Source organism: Pseudomonas sp. CGJS7, from assembly GCF_036961695.1.
Map to the genome: position 1 here is coordinate 112,545 of NZ_JBAMDI010000015.1, position 16,545 is coordinate 129,089.

Annotated in this window: 15 protein-coding genes; 4 read left to right on the plus strand and 11 right to left on the minus strand. The window is 67.7% G+C overall.

Annotated elements, in window-relative coordinates; translation table 11 throughout:
- Nucleotides 1–2 precede the first annotated feature (2 nt).
- From V7787_RS12180 to V7787_RS12200, 5 genes are all read right to left on the minus strand, one after another.
- Entirely contained in the window at nucleotides 3–1,424 is a 1,422-nt protein-coding gene (locus V7787_RS12180) for an XVIPCD domain-containing protein (RefSeq protein ID WP_336088454.1), read from the minus strand.
- Nucleotides 1,425–1,455: 31 nt separating this feature from the next.
- Nucleotides 1,456–2,091 (minus strand): hypothetical protein, encoded by a 636-nt coding sequence (locus V7787_RS12185; protein ID WP_336088455.1) that lies wholly within the window; start codon nucleotides 2,089–2,091, stop codon nucleotides 1,456–1,458.
- A gap of 269 nt (nucleotides 2,092–2,360) precedes the next feature.
- Nucleotides 2,361–3,746, minus strand: a complete 1,386-nt coding sequence (locus V7787_RS12190; protein WP_336088456.1) for an FAD/NAD(P)-binding protein — start codon at nucleotides 3,744–3,746, stop codon at nucleotides 2,361–2,363.
- A gap of 227 nt (nucleotides 3,747–3,973) precedes the next feature.
- Nucleotides 3,974–5,341, minus strand: a complete 1,368-nt coding sequence (locus V7787_RS12195) for an alpha/beta hydrolase family protein (protein ID WP_336088457.1) — start codon at nucleotides 5,339–5,341, stop codon at nucleotides 3,974–3,976.
- A gap of 91 nt (nucleotides 5,342–5,432) precedes the next feature.
- Nucleotides 5,433–6,149, minus strand: coding sequence for a hypothetical protein (locus tag V7787_RS12200; RefSeq protein ID WP_336088459.1), 717 nt, complete (start codon nucleotides 6,147–6,149; stop codon nucleotides 5,433–5,435).
- Nucleotides 6,150–6,307: 158 nt separating this feature from the next.
- Here V7787_RS12200 and V7787_RS12205 point away from each other — a divergent pair, with 158 nt between their 5' ends.
- The 3 genes from V7787_RS12205 (at nucleotide 6,308) to sigJ (ending at nucleotide 9,229) form a co-directional block, all read left to right on the plus strand.
- Nucleotides 6,308–7,456, plus strand: a complete 1,149-nt coding sequence (locus tag V7787_RS12205) for a sensor histidine kinase (RefSeq protein ID WP_336088460.1) — start codon at nucleotides 6,308–6,310, stop codon at nucleotides 7,454–7,456.
- Entirely contained in the window at nucleotides 7,453–8,100 is a 648-nt protein-coding gene (locus tag V7787_RS12210) for a response regulator transcription factor (RefSeq protein ID WP_336088462.1), read from the plus strand. Before V7787_RS12205 ends, V7787_RS12210 begins: the two co-directional genes overlap by 4 nt.
- 241 nt (nucleotides 8,101–8,341) lie before the next feature.
- Nucleotides 8,342–9,229, plus strand: a complete 888-nt coding sequence (gene sigJ / locus V7787_RS12215) for an RNA polymerase sigma factor SigJ (protein WP_336088463.1) — start codon at nucleotides 8,342–8,344, stop codon at nucleotides 9,227–9,229.
- A gap of 181 nt (nucleotides 9,230–9,410) precedes the next feature.
- Here the strand turns inward: sigJ and V7787_RS12220 are convergent, their stop codons facing one another.
- The 5 genes from V7787_RS12220 to V7787_RS12240 all read right to left on the minus strand — a co-directional run bounded on the left by V7787_RS12220 (nucleotide 9,411) and on the right by V7787_RS12240 (nucleotide 14,302).
- The gene (locus tag V7787_RS12220; RefSeq protein ID WP_336088464.1) at nucleotides 9,411–10,094 is read right to left on the minus strand and encodes a helix-turn-helix transcriptional regulator; all 684 of its coding nucleotides are present in this window, start codon (nucleotides 10,092–10,094) and stop codon (nucleotides 9,411–9,413) included.
- A 49-nt stretch (nucleotides 10,095–10,143) separates the two neighbouring features.
- On the minus strand, nucleotides 10,144–11,385 hold the full coding sequence (locus V7787_RS12225) for an NIPSNAP family protein (protein ID WP_336088465.1): 1,242 nt from the start codon (nucleotides 11,383–11,385) through the stop codon (nucleotides 10,144–10,146).
- A gap of 15 nt (nucleotides 11,386–11,400) precedes the next feature.
- Nucleotides 11,401–12,003, minus strand: coding sequence for a hypothetical protein (locus tag V7787_RS12230; RefSeq protein WP_336088466.1), 603 nt, complete (start codon nucleotides 12,001–12,003; stop codon nucleotides 11,401–11,403).
- A 128-nt stretch (nucleotides 12,004–12,131) separates the two neighbouring features.
- Complete coding sequence (locus V7787_RS12235) at nucleotides 12,132–13,640, minus strand: ATP-binding protein (protein ID WP_336088467.1); 1,509 nt, start codon at nucleotides 13,638–13,640, stop codon at nucleotides 12,132–12,134.
- On the minus strand, nucleotides 13,637–14,302 hold the full coding sequence (locus V7787_RS12240) for a response regulator transcription factor (RefSeq protein ID WP_336088468.1): 666 nt from the start codon (nucleotides 14,300–14,302) through the stop codon (nucleotides 13,637–13,639). The genes V7787_RS12235 and V7787_RS12240 overlap by 4 nt, the downstream gene beginning before the upstream one ends.
- A 233-nt stretch (nucleotides 14,303–14,535) precedes the next feature.
- Between V7787_RS12240 and V7787_RS12245 the strand changes: the two genes are divergently transcribed.
- Nucleotides 14,536–15,066, plus strand: a complete 531-nt coding sequence (locus tag V7787_RS12245; protein ID WP_336088469.1) for a GNAT family N-acetyltransferase — start codon at nucleotides 14,536–14,538, stop codon at nucleotides 15,064–15,066.
- Nucleotides 15,067–15,387: 321 nt separating this feature from the next.
- Here the strand turns inward: V7787_RS12245 and dinB are convergent.
- Nucleotides 15,388–16,545: DNA polymerase IV (gene dinB, locus V7787_RS12250; protein ID WP_336088470.1), on the minus strand; the 1,158-nt coding region annotated here is incomplete at its 5' end.

Below are 16,545 nucleotides of genomic sequence, written 5' to 3' on the forward strand. Positions count from 1 at the left end.
GATCAGTGTCGTGGTGTTGGTGCGCCGGGGCCGGGTTGGGTAGGGTCGGGCTGCTGCTCCGGCTGTTGCGAAACATGTCGTTGCTGGCTCAACTGTTCGACTCGATCCAGGCTGCGCTCGGCCGACGCCTGCGCCGCAGTGGCGGCATCGACGCCGACGTGGTGGTGCGGGCCTTGTGGGCCATGCGGGGACGAATACGCGAAAACCTGCACGCTGCCGTCCGCGCTGGTTCTGCCCACGACGACACCGGCGATGCGGTCGGCCACGACTGGGTCGGCCTTGGTCGCGGCCAATACCGCCGCCGAGATGTTGCGGGTCTGTTGCGTATCCCAACGGCCGTCGGCGTGGACGACGCTGCGGATGGCTTCGAACTGCGGATGGTCGGGGTGTTCGGATTGATCGGCGCGTGACGCGCGTTGCTCGGTCGGTAAATCGGGAACGACCGCGGACGGTTCGACCTTGGTGTGGTGCAGCGTCCTCCACTCCATGCCGCCTTTGCTGGTGTCGATGAAGCTGAAGACTTTGTTGGGGCCGCCCAGGTCGAGGCCGTTGCGTTCGAGCAGAGCGGGGTCTAGTTTCAGGCGGTCCAGGTCGAGCGATATCTCAAGGGGATTTAGCCGATTACTCAGCCTGTCCGATGCGAATTCGATCGCGCGGGTAGCGTAGTAGTTTGGATAGTCCGACTCGCCTTGACGGCCCAAATTCGCCTGCCGGGGCTTCAAATCGAAATGGCACAGGGCGACGGCTTCCCGGTTGGGATTCGGGTTGTGTTTGTCCGCGATGAGCGGGACGCTACCCGCGTAAATGCGTCCGTCATCGCTCATGCGAATGTCACGTGCGAAGGCTGGGACACCGTCCTTTCCGCGACCGATGCAGCGGGTGCTCGCATCCGCCCGCACAAGAAAGTCCTTGCGGTCGAACTCGCCATCGTTCTGTTCGCGTACCCGGCTGGCAAGCGCGTTCATGCTGCCGATTTCGGCCAGGGCCTCGCCTTCCCGCGCAGCCAACAGATAACGCTCGAAAGTTCCGGTCAAATCGATACGGTGGCCGGGTTCCGCATGACCGATGGCACCGGAGACTTCTGCGTCAAAGCGTGCGAGCGCTTTCTCAAGATGGCCGCTGAAGTAAGCGTGGCTGGCCTCGTGTCCCAGCGTCGCGGTAATGCCATCGATGCGCACGCCGGCATTCTTCTCGGCGAACAGGTCGGCGCTTACGGAAATGGTTCTTGTAGTGACGTCGTAGTGCCCGCCCTCATGAGGATCGACCGTCACGACGATGTGGTCCACACGCCCTTGGCTAACGGCGTCCGTCAGAGTAGCGGCCAGATAGGGAGAGCTTTCTATCGAGGCTACGATGTCGGCCTTGCTGGCGGGCGACAATCCATTCAACAACGGAACCAGTTCCACAGGCATATCGCGCATCATCGTTCTTCCTTAACCTGCAGCCTCCAAGCAATCAGCGTGTCGAAGATGCAGGCCGCACCGCCGCCGTGATCTCGGACAGGCACCTCTTGGATTTAGACGCATGTTGCGGCCGGTAACTGCCCAGCTTCACGATGAACTTTGCACTTGGGGTAGTGCGCTCCATCTCGACTGAATAGCGGGGATAAAGCAGACGTTCGCCGGTCGCTTTGTAACCAGCGCTTTGAAGCTCCGCGATCATCGCCGCGGTATCCACGAAGCACCGATCGCTCAGCCACAGGTTGAAATCGGCTTCATTGCCCGGGTAAAAAAATAACTGCAACGGCTCAGTCAACGTTCCAGGCTCTGCTTTCCACGCCCAGGTTTTGAACACCCAACCATTGGACAACTCGCCGATCCCTTCCTGGTTGAGCGGCTGTGTTGGCGATGGGAGCAATTTCAAGCCGAGCGATTTTTGTACCGCTTCGGGTTGGATATCTTCATAGCCTTGCAAACTGGCGATCTTGGACAGGAGCCTGCGCTGAAGCTCGGCTACGTCATAGCCGACCGATTGTTTTTCCGTGCTGCTGGCGGGGCCGGACGCCTTAGACCGATCGGATGCCGATTGCGCGCAAGCGCCGAGGGCAAGCAAACAAAGTGCCGAAATAGCACCGCTTATGAGCCGTTTCATTCGCTTCGTCCTGGCGAGGTCGGTCGGATCGAACTGTAGAGCACTTCGCCGAGAATAGGCAGGATCGTGCCGCGATGGAAACGACCGCAATGTGAGCACCGTCGCGACCGCGTCACCGCTTCAGCAGGCGAATCGGTACAAGGCGATACCGCAGGTGCGAGAAAGGCACTTTTACTGCTGATAAACTTTTGTTGCGGGAAGGGCTTCACTCCTCCCCGCAACAACACCGGCGCCTTCGTACAGGGAACCGTTGCTTGCAGCTACGGACCTCAGCCGGCCGCCACCAACTCCGGCGTGCGCGCGGTCGTCGCCGAAGTCGCCAGCAATCCCCGCGCCAACTCGCGCGCGGCCACCCGCAACTCCGGCACCGCGGTGATCTCCCAGCACTGCGCGCGCAGCAGCGGGCCGATCGCATACAGGCCGCGCACCGCCGCGCCTTTGTGGTCGAGCACTTCGAAGCGCGCGGAACTGCGCAATCCCAAACCGAGCGGATCGGCCGCGACCAGGCCCGATTCGCGCAGATGCGCGATCAGCGGATGGGTGGTGCGTTCCACGTCGGTGTCCAGTCCGGTCGCGCGGATCAGCGCGTCGAAGCGTTCGGTGCGTAGCTGCTGACCGCCGCGTTCACGGATCAACGCCTCTACCGCGTCGTCGCCGCGGCGCGCGCGCAGCAGGCGGCCGGCGCGTACTTGCAGCTGTCCGCTTTCGCGCAGTGCCTGCAGTTCCTCGGCCAGTTGCGGCGCGATGCGATGGCGAACGATTTCCCAGTACGAACGCAGATGACGCAGGAAGCTGGCCCGTTGCGGTTGCGGCAAGCCTTGCCAGAACGTTTGCAGATGCGGGCGCAACGCGTCGACCAGGCTGCGCCAGTCGGCCACCACCGGCGCCAGGGTGCGCAAGGCGCGCGAGAGTTCGCGCGGCGCATGCCGGTCCAGCGCGTGCAACACCGCAGGCGGCAGGGCGATGGGTTCGGGCGAGGTGTCGCCGTGCGCGCGCGGCAACAAGCCGTGCCGCGACAAGGCCACGATCGGCCCGCGGTGGCCGCGCCGCTGCAAGGTGACGACCACATCGGCCATGGTCAGGCCGGTGCCGACGATCAACAGGCGCGCGTCCGGCGCGATCGCATCGATGGCGCCGTCCTGCCAAGGCCAGCCCAGATAGCTCGGGTGGATCGCCAGGCGCGGTCCGATTCCGGGCAAGGGTTGCGGCGGCAGCGCGCCGAGCGCGAGCACCACCCGGTCGCTGAGGAAGTCGCTGCCGTCGGCCAGGTGCACGCGGAAACCGGCCGATGCGCGCTCGACCGCGATGGCTTCGTGGCGGATCTGGCTGAATGCCGCGGTGCTGCCGGCGATGGCGGTCTGCAGTTGCGCGTGCAGGTATTCGCCGTACAGCAGGCGCGGCAGATAGCTGCCGCGGGCGCGGTCGGTGAGGTTGAGCCAGTCGGCGAAACCGCCGGGTTGATCGGGCGTCGCGCCCAGGTCGCTGGCGCGCACGTTGAGCAGATGCTCCGGCCGCGCTTCGCCGTAGGCCACGCCGCGGCCGTAACTTTCCGGCTGGCCGATCAGGCACAACTCCACGCCCGGCCCGGCGTTGCGGGCCAATTCGCTGGCCAGCGCGCTGCCGCTGAAACCCGCTCCGACGATCGTGATCCGCATGAGACTGCTCCTGCGATGCGATGGGGAGCAGATGTTCTAGTGGATCGCGGCGGCGGCCGTGTAAAGCGCGGGTTACCGGTTCGTAAAGGGGCGCGGACGATGCGGAACCAGGTTATGACGATTGGGTATGAGGGTTGTCGTTAAATTGCAAACTGGGTTGGCTTGCTTGTCTTCCTCTCCCGCAAGCGGGAGAGGGAGACAAGCAGCGGGAGAGGGGACAGCAATGCTTACTTCGGACCAGCCAACTGCTTCGCCGTGCCATACGGCCAATGCTTCAAGCTGCCGGTCTTGACCCACTCCAACTGCATCGCCACATACCCATCGGCAGTGCGGGTGTGCTGGCGCTCGCCCTTGGCGTCCTTCTCGAACTCCAGAATGCCGTGGTCGGCTTGCGGGAACACCACGCTGGTAATCGGCCGGCCGGCGTCGCCCAGCGCCTTCAAACGCTTCTGGGTTTCTTCCGACGGCGCTTCCACGTCGTCGCCGCCCAGCACCCACAGTTGCGGGGTGTTCAAGCTGCGCAGCACCGGCATCGGGTCGTAGTCCCAGCTGACTTCGAAATCGTACTTGGCCATCTCGGCCTTCACTTCTTCGCGGGTGTGCTGGGCGACCAAACCGGTGTATTCGCCCTTGAGCGCTTTCCACCACGGCTCGGCCTGATACTTCTTGCGCAAGGCTTCGACCTGCTCGAAACCGCGCGCGCCGCTAGTGGAGGCGACCAGTCCGGTCGCGTCGCTGACCTCGCGCGCCTTGCGCAAAGTCTCCGCATCGCCGAAGCCGGCCGCGCGCAGATCCAATACGACCTGATCGCGATCCTCCGACAACACGCTGTCGGCCAGGCCGAAGCCGACGAACACGAACTGCGCCTGCGGGGTCTTGCTGGCCGCCAACGGCGCCACCCAGCCGCCCTGGCTGCCGCCGTGGAAGCCGATCCGGCCGATCCGCTTGCCGCCCAGGCGCTGCGCTTCGCGCAAGGCCGCGCCGGCGTCGTCGGACAGGTCGTGGAAGTTCTGCGAGTACTTGCCGCTGGAACCGCCGGTGCCGCGCTTGTCGTAGACGAACAAGCCCACGCCTTCGGCCGGGAACAGATGCTGTTGGTAGTAGCCGTCGACGCCGGAGTAATTCTCCGAGCCGTGCACCATCACGATCACCGGCACGTCGGTCTGGCCCTTGGGCAGCACCAGACGGCCGCGCAGGCTCACGCCCTTGCCTTCGAACTTGGTCTCGACGATGTCGAAGTCGATCTTCTTGCCGGCGTGGCCTGCGTATTGGATGCGGCCTTCGGCGCAGTCGCCCAGCTCGACCTTGACCCCGTCGGGTTGATCGGTCCAGCCGCGGGTGCTGGTCCAGGCGCCGTCCTTGGACACCAGCTTGCCGGTGCGGCCGTCGAGCAGACGCCAACGCAGCACCGAGGTCTTGTCGGTGGTGCCCAGCGCGACCACGCTGCCGTCGTCCAGGCGATAAGCGCCGGCATGGCAGCGGGCGTCGATTTCTTTATCGGCAGCGGGTTTGACGGCCGGTTCGGCCGCGGACGCGGCGGCGCAGGCCAGCAGCGCGGTCAGCAGGACGGTGCGGCGCAGGGTGGAAGCTTTCATGGGGCGGGCCGTAGAGGGAGGTCGTGGCTTGTGATGCGCGCAGCGTCGTGGCGGTTGCGTTGCCGTGCAAGCAACGCTCGACACTTTCTTTTCAAGCGCCGATGTGCTCCGCCCGCGGCGCCGGCTTGGGCGCGGCCGGCGCGCCCCAGCGACGATCGGCCCATAGCTTGGCGATGATCGCGACCAGCAACGGACCGAACCAGGCCGCGTAGTGCAGGGCGGTGCCATCCACCATCGGCAACAAGCGCGGCAAGCCGATGCCGAGGAAGGCGATGTGCACGGCGATGCCGTTGCCGATCATCGCGGTGTAATGCTCGACCAGCCACCAGCGCGGCTGCTGAGCCAGGCGCTCGCGCATGCGGCGTTTGCGCAGCATGTCGATGCCGACGTACAGACCGATGCTGGAGAAGCCGGCGAACAGCGGCGCGCCGATCTTCAGGCCCAAGCCCAGCATCGCCGCGCCCGACAGCAACGACAGCACGGCCAGCGCGGTATAGACCAGGCCGGTGTAACGATGCACATCGCGCTTGTCGGCGATGGCGCGCCAACCCGCCCAGGTGCCGGTGGCGGTGATGACGACCAGATAGGCCAGAAACGCGGCGGTGTTGGGCTTGCCCTGATGCAGCGCATACAGCGTCATCGGCACGGCGGTGACGACGATGCCGCTCATCGCCAGCAGGAACAGCTGCCCGGCGCGGCGGTGCAGCGGGCTGCCCTTGCGCGCCAGGCCGGCGCTCCAGAAGCCGATCAGCGCCAAGGCGCCGACCGCGATGTGCAGGTATTTGACGATGGCGTATGCCGTTTCCATGCCGGACCTCCCGCCCGGCGGACGGCGCCGGGGCAGGCTCATGTTCGGCCGCACGCGCCGCCGCGGCAGCGCCCGACGGTCACCATCTGGACCTGCCGGAAGTCACTTTCGCGCGCGTCCCCATTGCCGGCGCGGCGCCCGCGTCGCAGCATGCCGGCATGAACAAGCTGCTGCGCCAGAACCTGCTGCAACCGATGAACCTGCCGGCGCTGCTGACCTGGCTGGCGGTGGCGCTGTCGTTGCGCTTCGACGACGACGCCGCAACGGTGCCGATGTGGCTGGCGATGGCGACCTTCGCGCTGTCCTTCCTCGCCCACGATCTGGTGCCCGAGCGCAGCGTGTACCGGCGCGCGGGCCTGTTCGCGCTGGAAATCGGCAGCGCGCTGATGGTGTGCTGGTACGCCTCGCGCGGCGGCGCTGCGCCGGGATTGCTGGTGGTGCTGGCCGCGCACATGACCATGGTGTACTCGCCGCGCACGGTGATCGCGATCGTGGTGCTGATCAACCTGGCGCTGTTTCTGATCCTGTGGCATTCCGGCAGCCGCGCGCCGCTGATCATCACCTTGATCTTCGCCGGTTTTCAGTCGTTCTCGGCGATCGTCGCCCACTACGCGCGCAGCGCCGAACGCACCCGCGACCGCCTGGCCCTGGTCAACGCCGACCTGCTCGCCACCCGCGCCCTGCTCGCCGACAGCGCCCGCGACGCCGAGCGGCTGCGCATGGCGCGCGAGTTGCACGACGTGGCCGGACACAAGCTCACCGCGATGATGTTGAACCTGCGCGCGCTGGCGGCCGAGCCGGACCTGCGCGAGCGCCGCGAGGTGCAACTGGCCCAGCGCCTGGCCGGCGAATTGCTCGGCGACATCCGCAACGTGGTCCAGGCCTTGCGCGACGCGCGCGGGCTGGACCTGGCCACCGCCTTGCGCGCGCTGGCCGCGCCGATGCCCAAGCCGGCGCTGGACCTGCATATCGATGAAGACATCCATCTCACCGATCCGATGCTCGCCGAAACCCTGCTGCGGGTGGTCCAGGAAGCGCTGACCAACAGCGCGCGCCACGCCGAGGCCGAGCGGGTCGAGGTGGACATCCGCCGCGACGGCGCCGCGCTGCGGATCGTCATCGAAGACGACGGCCGGGTACGCGGCGCGGTGCGCGAGGGCAACGGTTTGGCGGGCATGCGCGAGCGCGTCGCCGCGGCGGGCGGCATCATGCAGCTTTCGGCCAACGCCCGGGGCGGCATGCGCATCGAAGCGAGTTTTCCCTTGAGCGCGCTCAACGCCGCGCCGCATGCGGGCGCGCCGGCATGAGCGCGGACGCGAAACCGCCGCTGCGGCTGGCGCTGGCCGACGATCAGATGCTGGTGCGCGCCGGCCTGCGCGCGCTGCTGGAACGGCTGGGGCTGCAGATCGCGTTCGAAGCCGACGACGGCCAGGCCTTGCTCGATCGGCTGGCCGAAACCGCGGTCGACGTGGTCCTCAGCGACATCCGCATGCCCGGCGTCGACGGCATCCAGGCGCTGCAACAACTGCGCGAGCGCGGCGACCGCACCCCGGTGCTGCTGCTGACCACCTTCGACGACAGCGACCTGTTGCTGCGCGCCACCGAAGCCGGCGCGCAGGGCTTTTTGCTCAAGGACGCGGCGCCGGAAGACCTGCGCGAGGCGATCGAACGCGTCGCCGCCGGCGAAACCCTGCTGCAGCCGGTCAGCACCGAACCGGTGCGCGCGCGCTACCGCTACCACGCCGACGACGCGCCGCGCGCGTTGTTCACCGAGCGCGAGGTCTCGGTGCTGCGGCTGATGGCCGGCGGCTATTCCAACAAGGAGATCGCGCGGGCGATGTTCCTGGCCGAAGGCACGGTCAAGAACTACGTGTCGGTGATCCTGGAAAAGCTCGACACCCGCGACCGCACCCGCGCGGTGCTCAAGGCGATTACCTTGCGGGTCATTTGAGCGATCCCGCGACGTTCCGCCCTCCCTGCAGGAGCGGCGCAAGCCGCGACCGCGACACGTCGGACACGGCGCATGTGGCGCTTGCAGGTGAACTTGTCTTCGAATTTGCGTCGTCAGCGCGGTTTCGCGGTCGCGGCTCGCGCCGCTTCTACAGGGAGCGGATGTCACAGACGCCGGGCCTGGATCGTCGAACCCGACGAATGCTTCGCTATCATCCGCACCGCCGCCAAGACCCGAACCCATGACCGCCGCCGACGATACCCGCCTGTTCGCCCAGACCGCGCCGATGCTGACCGGTCTGGCCTATCGCATTCTCGGCTCGCGCGCCGACGCCGAGGACGCGGTCCAGGACACGTTCCTGAAGTGGCAGGCCGCCGACCGCGCCAGCATCGACAACCCGGGCGCCTGGCTCACCACCGCCTGCACCCGCCGCTGCATCGACCTGCTGCGTTCGGCCCACCGCACCCGGGTGGATTACGTCGGCGAGTGGTTGCCCGAGCCGATCCACGCCGAAACCACCGGCGAGCCGGAGGCGCAGTTGGCGTTGGCTTCATCGTTGTCGACGGCGTTTTTGTTGCTGTTGGAACGGCTGACGCCGAAGGAGCGCGCGGCGTATTTGCTGCACGAGATCTTCGATCAGCCGTATGCCGACGTGGCGCGGATTCTGGAGATCGAAGAACCCGCCTGCCGCAAGCTGGTGCAGCGCGCGCGCGGGCATGTCGAACAGGGCAAGGTGCGTCACGTCACCCCGGCCGAGCAGCAGGACCGGCTGTTGGCGGCGTTCGAAACCGCGCTGGTGCAGGGCCACACCGCGCCGCTGGCGGCGCTGCTGTCGGAGCAGATCGCATTGCGCGCGGACGGTGGCGGCAAGGCTACGGCGGCGGCGCAGGCGTTGCACGGGCGCGATGCGGTGCTGGGCTTCATCGAGTCGGTGCTGCATCCGGCTTGCCGCGAGGATCGGTGGACCTTCGTCGATCTCAATGGCTCGCGCGGGGTGATTCTGGAGCGCGAGGGCCGGATCGAGGCGGCGTTGAGCTTCGGTTACGACGAAGCGGGGCAGCTGCACGACATCTTCATCATGCGCAATCCGGACAAGTTGGCGCGGTTGGAGGCGGTGCGGATTCGGTGAGGGGGGATTAACCGCTCTGGCTCAAATCCCCCGCGCCCGCTGCGCGGGCGCTGCCCCCTTTGCTAAAGGGGGCGATGGCCCAAGCCGCGTTGTATCGATTCCCTCCACACCCACCAGACCGGTTCCCCCCTTTGAAAAAGGGGGGCCAGGGGGGATTTGCTCTTGCTCTGCAAACAATCAGCTACCCCGCCCCCACCGACCGCATATAAGCCTCCAACCCCCGCGCCTGATCCGCCTCGAACACCTCGCTGCCCGCCGTATACGCCACGATCCGATCCAGACGGAAATTGCGGAAGCCCAACCGCAACCGACACCACGCCCCCAAGGTCCACGAGCCGCCCCAGAACGACAGGCACAACGGCTCGACCTCGCGCTCGCTGGTCTGCTCGGACGCGTCGCGGTACGACAACCACAACACCCGGCTGTCGCCGACCGCCCGATGCAGCTCATCGATCAAGCCGCTGGCCTCGATCCGATTGTCGAGCTGCGGCGCAAAGATCCGCGTCTGCCCCGCGCGTTCGCGCAGGTCCGCCGGCAACACCGCCTCGATCTTGAGCAAGGCCGCGGTGGCGCCGCGGCCCAGGCGCTCGCCGCCGAAGGCGCGGACGAAGCGGCTGCCGACCACCAAGGCTTCGAGCTCGTCGGGACTGAACATCAGCGGCGGGATGTCGGCGCCCTTGCGCAGCAAGTAGCCGACCCCGGCCTCGCCCTCGATCGGCACGCCGGAACGCTGCAGGTCGGCGACGTCGCGATAGACCGTGCGCAGCGACACTTCCAGCGTATGCGCCAGCTGCTGGGCGGTGATCGCTTGGCGGCGGCCGCGCAGGGCATGGATCAGCAGGAACAGTCGGTCGGCGCGGCGCATCCCGCATGATCCCGCGCAGCGCCCGCGCGCTCAAGCGCTGGCCGGCCGCTCATCCGCGCAGCTCCGAACGCGCGGTCGGCGCCAGCCGCAAGCGCTGCGGCGCGCGCTTGAGATCGCCGAGCAAGGCATCGGCCCAGGCCGCGCGCCACCCGGGGTCGGCGTCCAGCCGCGCTTGATGCTCGCGCTGGCTGGCCGCATCGGGATACGCGGCGAACCACACCAGCACTTGCTCGCCCTCGCGCACCGGCAAACGCGGGTAGCCGTTGGCGGTGGCATCGGTGACGTAGGTCGCCAACAGGCGCGCGCCGCCTTCGCTCAGGCGCGGGGCGAACTCGCGCTCGAAGCGCTGCAAAAATCCGTGCTCGGCCGGCGCGTTCAAATCGCAGATGCCGGCGATCACCACGCCCTCGCTGTGGGCGCGGCTGCCGAGCGGTTCGCGCGCGTGCGGTGCCGGGGCGAAACCCGAATCCGGCCGCGCCGGCCGCAGCATCAGCACGTCGTCGTTGTCGAGCAGGGTGGCGTTGGCGGCGGAGCGGTTGCGCAGCCAGATCGGGCCGGAATAGAACGCATCGAGCGACGCGGCGCGCAATGCATGGTCGGGAAAGCCGCGGATCCAGGTATAGCGGTCGCCGTGGTCGAGATCGCGGAACTGGCCGATCAGGTGCATGCCCAGCGCTTCCTGCGATTCGATGAACTCAGCCTCGAACAATTCGACCATATCCTCGCGACGCCCCGGATTCATTCGGTACTGGCGCAGCTCGATCACCCCGTCGTGGTGCGACAAGCGGCCGTTTTCGTCGCTGCGGCGCATCCACATATGCCAGTTGGTTTCCCAGCTCTGGCCGCCGTCGGCGGAAAATTCCTGATGCCAGTGCGCGGTGTTGGCGCTGATGTCGCTCCAGACAAAGCGCGCGCGCACCGGCCGGCCCTGGTGTTCGAGTTCGCCTTCGAACTTGCCCACGCCGTGCTCGAACCCGCCCACCACCGGCGCTTCCAACACGCCGTCGTGGCTGCCCGCCCACCAGATGCTCCATTGCCGGCGCTGCAGGTCGAACAAGCGCAGGGTCATGCCCTGAAAACCGCCGTCGGCGCCGGGCCGCCGCCAATCGCTGAGGAAGGCGTCGACATTGCCCAGGCCGGCCAGCACCGGCGCGCAGGTTTGGGTCGCGGGGAAGATCTCCCAGTCCTGCGAGCCGCTCAGGCGTTGGCGCAGGCGCTGGTTGTGCACTTGCCAGCGGCCGTGCAGGAAGTCGAAATCGTGGCGGCCGTCGGCGGCCTTGGCGTCGTTCATCGCGCTCGCTCCCGATCAGGCCAGACGGGTCATGCGCATGACCCAGTTGGTTTCCCAACTCTTGCCGCTGTCGGGCGAGAGCGCTTGTTCCCAGCGCACACTGTCGGCGCGGATGTCGGTCCACCGCGCGCGCGAGGGCAGCAGCTTGCCTTCGTGCAGCTCTTCGCCCTGGAACAGGCCGACGCCGTCGCGGAAGCCGCCGATCAGCGGCGGCTCCAGCACGCCGTCGCGGTCGCTGGCCCAGTACACATGCCATTGCCGGGTCTGCGGGCGGTACAGGCGCAGGGCGAAGCCTTCGATGCCGCCGTTCCAGTCGGTCTGGTAGCGGTCGACGCTGCCCAGGCCGCCGAGCACCGGCCGGCATTCGTCGGTGGCCTCGAACTCGATCCAGTCGTCGCTGCCGACCAGACGCTTGGCCAGCCGGCGGTTCTCGACCCGCCAGCGGCCGAAGTAGAAATCGAAGTCGTGGCGGCCGTCGTGGGCGGCGGCGGGATCGCGCGCGGCTGCTTGAGCGGTCGCGACGCTGGCTGGCAGCGCCGAAGACAGCGCGGCCAGCGGCACGGCGGCGCCCAGTTGCAGCATCGTGCGTCGTTGCTTGTCGATTTCCTTGCGGCCCACCGCTTGCTCCCCTCACCGTGCCGATCGCACGCCGACACAGTGGGGCGGAGCTGCTGCCAGCCTGTTGTCAGCAGGGGCGGGGAAGCGGGCGAATGCGCAATCGCGGGACAACCCGGCCGCGCTTGGGATTAAACCGGCGGCGGCGGGAAGCGCACGCTTATTTCGAACCCCTTGCCGGGCCCGCGCGGGTCTTCGGCCGCACGGTCCAGGCCCGGACCGCAGTCGATCCGCGCGCCGTGGGTCTGGGCGATCCGCGCGACCAGCGACAGGCCGATGCCGCTGCCGCCCTCTTGGCCGCCGGGCGCGCGGTAGAACCGGTCGAAGATGCGTTCGCAATCCTCCGGCGACACGCCGCAGCCGTTGTCGGCCACCCGCAGCACCACCGCGCCGTCGTCCTGGGCCGCGCACGACACCGCGACCTGTCCCTCGGCGCCGGCATGGCGCACCGCGTTGTCGATCAGGTTGCGCAGCAAGATCCCGAGCTGGTCGACATCGCCGAGCAACCGCGCCGGGCCGGCGCGCAAGCTGATGCGCTGGCGGCGCTCGCGCGCCAGGGTTTCGAAGTCGCGGATCACCAGCACGATCAGGTCCGACAGATCCAGCGGCGCCAGCCGCACCGATTCCTCGCCGGCGTCCAGCCGCGCCAGATCCAGCAACTGCTCGGACAGCCGCGCGCTGCGCTGGACCCCGGCGTTGAGCCGGAGCAGGGCGGCGTTCTTTTCTTCCAGCGTGCTCGCGCGCAGCGCCAGTTCGGCGTGGGTGCTCAACACCGCCAGCGGCGTGCGCAGCTCGTGGGCGGCGTCGGAAATGAAACGGCGCTCGTGCTGGACCGCGGCGTCGACGCGTTCTAGCTGATTGTTGAAGGCATCCACCAACGGCCGGAACTCGGCCGGCAAGGCCTGGGTCGGCAGCGGGGTGAGATCCAGCGGCGGGCGCCGTTGCAGGGTTTCGCGCAATGCGGTGATCGGGCGCAGCGAGCGGCCGATCACCTTCCAGGTGGCCAGGCCGAACAGCACCAGGATCAAGGCCGCGGCCAACAGACTGCCGACGATCCAGCCCTGCAGTTCCTGGATCGCCATCTGCTTGCTGCGGCCGACCTGCACGATCAGCCCGCGGCTGGTATCGGTGAGCGTGTACACCTGCCAGCGCTCGCCGTTGATGACGCGCCGGGCGAAGCCGTCCTTGAACTGCGGATTCAGCGGCTCCAGCGGCGCAGCCGGCGAATACACCACGTTGCGGCCCTGCGCCCACACCTGAAAGCTCATCTTGCGGTCGGCCGCGACCGGCACGGTGACCCGCTTGGGATCGCGCGAGGGCAGCCGTTCCAGGCCTTCGGGCATCGAGCCGAGCACCTGTTCGGCGATCTCGCGCAGCGAGTTGTCGAGCATGCCCGAGTGCTCGCGGCCGAGTTGCCAGATCTGACAGGCCAGCCAAACGAACCAGGCCAGCAACACGGTCTTGAGCAGCACCCAGGTCAGCTTCCAGCGCAGCGAACGGCCGCCGGCGAAGGATTCGTGCTGCCGGCAACGCTCGCGCCAGGCGCGCCGGCGGCGACGACGTTCGCGCCAGCGTTCGCGGCGTTGCGCTTGTTCGGCGGCCGGCGCGGTATCGGCGCCGGGCGGGTCGATCGCGCTCATGCCGGCCCGCCGCCGATGCGGTAGCCGTAGCCGTGCACGGTCACGATCAACTGCTCGCCGAGTTTGCGCCGCAGCTGATGCACGTACACCGCGATGGTGTTGCTCTCGATCGTGCCCGAGCTGCCGTACACCGCTTCTTCCAGTTGCTCGCGGGTGACCGCGCGGCCCTGGCGTTCCAGCAACAGCATCAGGGTGCGGAATTCATGGCCGCTCAACGCCACCGGTTCGCCGTCGCGGGTGACCAGGCGCCGGGCCGGATCCAGCACCACCGCGCCGCAGCTCAGCACCGGCGAAACCCGGCCCTGGCTGCGCCGCATCACCGCGCGCAAACGCGCGCACAACTCATCGAGCTGGAACGGTTTGACGATGTAGTCGTCGGCGCCGGCATCGAGCCCGGCGATGCGTTCGCTGAGTTTGTCGCGCGCGGTGACGATCAACACCGGGGTGGCGTCGTAGCGGTTGCGCAAGGTGCTGAGCACGCCCAGCCCGGAGCCGCCGGGCAAGCCGACGTCCAGCACCACCGCGTCGTAATCGTGATCGACCAGCGCGGTCTTGGCCAACGGCGCATCGGCGACCCAGTCCACGCGCCAACCGTCGTGGGTCAGCCCCGCGCGCACCGCCTCGGCCAGCATCGCGTCGTCTTCCACCAGCAGAATCTTCATGCCTCGTCTTGCGTCATTTGGCCGCATCGCCGGAATGCAGGGTGCGCCGGCACGATTAAAAACTTCTTAAAAGCCGGCGCGCAGGATGTACTTGCACGACCCGTGGAACCCACGTGCCCGCCGTCACGGCCGCGCCCGTCGCCGAGGATGCTACGCCCCTGGCGTCCGCGGCGGCAGGCCATGACCGGCAACGCTCGGCCCGTCCCGCCCTTGTTCTCAACCGGAAGCCCGCGATGACCCCCCAATTAGCCGCGTCCGACCCCGCTCCCGCCGCCGCGCGCGCGCCCCTGGCGCTGAGCGTGCGCCCCGTGCGTCCCGCCGATGCGCCGACGCTGATCGCGCTGTGCGAAGAACACGCCGACAGCCGCGCGCTGGAACGCCGCCCTTACGGCCCGCCACGCGCGGATGCGATGGAGTTGATGGAGGTGCTGTTCGAGCCGCCGTTCGGCGCTTGGGCGTGGTTGGCCGAAGTGGACGGCGCGGTGGTCGGCTATGCCAGCGCGACCGCGGGGTTTTCGATGCTCGAACGCGCTTACTGTTTGCAGCTGGACGACCCGTACGTGCGCGAGCCTTGGCGCGAGCGCGGGGTGGAAACCGAATTGCTGCGGCAGGCGCTGGAGGCGGCGCAGCGTTTTGGGTGTTTGAATCTGCAATGCCAGTCGCCGTTGTGGAGCGAGGCTGCGCGCGAACTCGACGCGCCGCTGCGCGCGGTGCGGGTGGAGGCGATGCGGTATGTGGTGCGTACGGAAGGCGAGGTGGGGTGAGGGTGATTCGGAGTCGTAGTTCGGAAGCTGCGCGCTTGGCTGCTGTCGGCAACGATGTACTTACCTACCGTGGACAACGACGCACCTACCTACCGTCGATAACGACGCACTTGCTTACCGTCGATAACGACGTACTTACCTACCGTCATTCCCGCGAAGACGGGCTCCGCTTTACTTCGGCGGAGCCGAACATCCAGTGCCTTTCGTGCGAGAACGTTTGAAGTCGCTGGATTCCCGCGTTCGCGGGAATGACGGCCTGGAGAGATCGCGCTGAAGGCTCTTCGCTTTTGACTCCAGCCTTTGCGCATTCGCCCTCCCGCCTCACTCTCCCGACACCTCCTCATCCCCCGCCTCGCCGTCGAACAAATCCGACTGCGCGACCGCTTCGTGCTCCTCCACGAAACCCGACAAACCCACCCCGACCAACCGGTACAAAGTCGCCGCCGGCAAGTCCACCCGCGCGCGCAAGGCGCAGGCCAGATCGGCCAGTTCGGCTTCGCTGGCCGGCGGCTGCGGCGGCGTCAGGCTGCGGGTGAGGATGCGGAAATCCGCGGTCTTGAGCTTGAGCACCACCGTGCGCGCGATCCGCCCGGGATGCTGCTGCAATTCGCGCCGATAACCGGCCCAGGTCTTGCCCGCCAACACCCGCAGATCGGCTTCGACCTCGCTCAACGGCAGGTCGCGTTCGAAGGTGTCTTCGGAGGAAATCTGCAGCGTCGGCCGCGAGGGTTCGACCGGATGGTGGTCGATGCCGTAAGCCAGTTCGTGCAAGCGCCGGCCCCAACGGCCGAAGCGTTGCTCCAACGCCACCGCGCCCAGCGCGCGCAAGTCGGCGACCACGCTTACGCCCAATTCGGTCAGCTTGGCTTCCATCACCTTGCCCACGCCGGGCAAACGCCCGACCGGCAGCGGCGCCAGAAACGCTTCGACCTGATGCGGCTTGACCACGAACAAGCCGTCGGGCTTGTTCCAGTCCGAAGCGATCTTGGCCACGAATTTGTTCGGCGCCACCCCGGCCGATGCGGTCAGCTGGGTTTCTTCGCGGATCGCGGCGCGGATCGACTCGGCGGTGGCGGTGGCCGAGGGCAGGCCGGTCTTGGTGGTGGTGACGTCGAGGTAGGCTTCGTCCAGCGACAGCGGTTCGATCAGATCGGTGTGGCGGGCGAAGATCTCGCGCACCTGGCGCGAGACCGCCTTGTAACGCGCGAAGTCCGGCGGCACGAACACCGCCTGCGGGCACAGCCGCTCGGCGCGCACCGCCGGCATCGCCGAGCGCACGCCGAACACCCGCGCTTCGTAGCTGGCCGCGCACACCACCGAGCGCGCGCCGCGCCAGGCCACCACCACCGGCTGTCCGCGCAACGCCGGATCGTCGCGCTGCTCCACCGACGCGTAGAACGCGTCCATGTCGACATGCAGGATCTTGCGCGGGGACGCGGGCTCGGACACGCAACGGCGGATGCGGGAGACAGCGCGCAT